The organism is Moorena sp. SIO4E2 (assembly GCF_010671945.1).
GTDB lineage: Bacteria > Cyanobacteriota > Cyanobacteriia > Cyanobacteriales > Coleofasciculaceae > Moorena > Moorena producens.
Map to the genome: position 1 here is coordinate 1 of NZ_JAAHIE010000882.1, position 2,345 is coordinate 2,345.

Here is a 2,345-nt window from a genome sequence, read left to right on the forward strand (position 1 = left end):
TTGCTTTTAAGAAAATCTTTGGTTCCTCTGAAAGTAAAGAAGTCCTGATTAGCTTTCTAGATGCTCTGATATATCGCGGGGAATCTAGAATCAATGACTTAGAGATTATTGACCCATACAATGCTGGCTATACTACGGAGTTAAAGGATACCTACCTGGATGTTAAGGCTGTCTTAAATGACGGCTCCACGGTAATTATTGAAATGCAAGTGTTAAATGTCCCGGCTTTTGATAAACGAGTGATTTATAATCTCGCCAAAACCTATAGCAATCAATTAAAATCTGGGCAAGGATATTCTAAACTCAAGCCGGTGATTGCTTTAACAATTACAGACTTCACCATGTTTGAGGAAACCGACGAATACCTAAATCGTTTTGTATTTAAAGAAGAGCAAAAAAACTTTATCTACCGAAACCAACACTTAACCATGGTGTTTGTGGAACTGCCGAAATTTTCTCGGTCTTTAGAAGACTTAGAAACGGCATCGGAGAAATGGATCTATTTTATGAAGGAAGCCCCAAATTTAGAAGCAATACCCGATACCTTATCAGAAATCCCGGAAATTGCTCAGGCGCTAACCATAGCTAATCAAGCGAATATGAGTAGCAAAGACTTGGAGGAATTACACAAACGAGAAGTATTTATGGAAGACCGTAAAGGTGAAATTCGTCAAGCTCTGGAAGAAGGGAAACAAGAAGGTCGGGAACAAGGCCGAGAAGAAGGGAAACAAGAAGGCCGGGAAGAAGGCCGGGAAGAAGGGAGATTATTAATGCAGGGACTGATATCCCGTCAACTAGAAGGCAAACTTGGTGCAATTCCCTCAGAATTTCTAGAGGTAATTCAACAATTATCTCTAGAACAATTAGAAGCGTTAGGAGTTGCTATGGCAGATTTTACCACCAGCGTAGATTTGTCGAATTGGTTGCGGAATAACCAATGATATAGCTATTAAGTAGGGTGGGCAAAATTATAGAATCTAGAATTATCAAAAGAACTAAACGGTTTTTGCCCACCCTACAAGCCTATTAAGTAGTAGTGTTGTACCAGTGAAATTCATTAATCAACAATCACCAATCAATAATTAACCATGAGATTTATCAGCCCCAAAACCGATTTTGCTTTCAAGAAAATCTTTGGTTCCTCTGAGAGTAAAGAAGTCCTGATCAGCTTTCTAAATGCTTTAATCTATCAAGGAGAATCTCGGATAAATAACTTAGAGATTATTGACCCATACAATGCTGGCTATACTACGGAGTTAAAGGATACATACCTGGATGTCAAGGCAATCCTAAATGACGGCTCCACGGTGATTATTGAAATGCAAGTGTTAAATGTTCCAGCTTTTGATAAACGAGTAATCTATAATCTTGCCAAAACCTATAGCAATCAATTAAAATCTGGGCAAGGATATTATAAACTGAAGCCGGTGATTGCTTTAACAATTACAGACTTCACCATGTTTGAGGAAACCGACGAATACCTAAATCGTTTTGTATTTAAAGAACAACAAAAAAACTTTATCTACCGAAACCAACACTTAACCATGGTGTTTGTGGAACTGCCGAAATTTTCCCGGTCTTTAGAAGACTTAGAAACGGCATCGGAGAAATGGATCTATTTTATGAAGGAAGCCCCAAATTTAGAAGCAATTCCCGATACCTTATCAGAAATCCCGGAAATTGCTCAGGCGCTAACCATAGCTAATCAAGCGAATATGAGTAGCAAAGACTTGGAGGAATTACACAAACGAGAAGTGTTTATGGAAGACCGCAAAGGTGAAATTCGTCAAGCTCTCGAACAAGGCCGGGAAGAAGGGAGATTATTAATGCAGGGACTGATATCCCGTCAACTGGAAGGCAAACTTGGTGCAATATCCTCAGAAGTTCTAGAGGGAATTCAACAATTATCTCTAGAACAATTAGAAGGTTTAGGAGTTGCTATGGCAGATTTTACCACCAGTGTAGATTTGTCGAATTGGTTGCGGGATAACCAATTCGACCAGTGAAATCCATCAATCACCAAACACTAATCACCAACCTAAGCGTCGAGACCGATCAGCTTTTGTCGATCGACTTTGCCATTAGGCAAAGTTGGCAAAGATTTCATAATCGAAATTCGATCGGGAATAGCACGCCTTTGTAGTCTCTCAAAACAAGCTGTGTGGATATCTACTTCAGTAATTTTTGCATTTTTGGCAAGGACACAATAGGCGACAAGTCCTTTTCCTCGTTGGCTTTCTCCCTTGGAAACGACGACCACAGATTCTATCCCTTCAATGGACTCGATTGCCCTCTCTACATCAGAAAAGAGTACCAGCAGTCCGTCTCTGTTGACGCTGTGGTCA

Annotated in this window: 3 protein-coding genes; 2 read left to right on the plus strand and 1 reads right to left on the minus strand. The window is 39.9% G+C overall.

The features are described 5' to 3' along the window. Nucleotides 1-941, plus strand: a 941-nt coding sequence (locus F6K37_RS38550) for an Rpn family recombination-promoting nuclease/putative transposase (RefSeq protein ID WP_287256442.1), incomplete at its 5' end; no start/stop codon positions are given. Between the two features lie 147 nt (nt 942-1,088). Continuing rightward, entirely contained in the window at nt 1,089-2,006 is a 918-nt protein-coding gene (locus tag F6K37_RS38555) for an Rpn family recombination-promoting nuclease/putative transposase (protein ID WP_287256444.1), read from the plus strand. Nucleotides 2,007-2,038: 32 nt separating this feature from the next. Here F6K37_RS38555 and F6K37_RS38560 read toward each other — a convergent pair. After that, the coding region (locus F6K37_RS38560) for an AMP-binding enzyme (protein ID WP_287256447.1) at nt 2,039-2,345 on the minus strand (307 nt) is incomplete at its 5' end.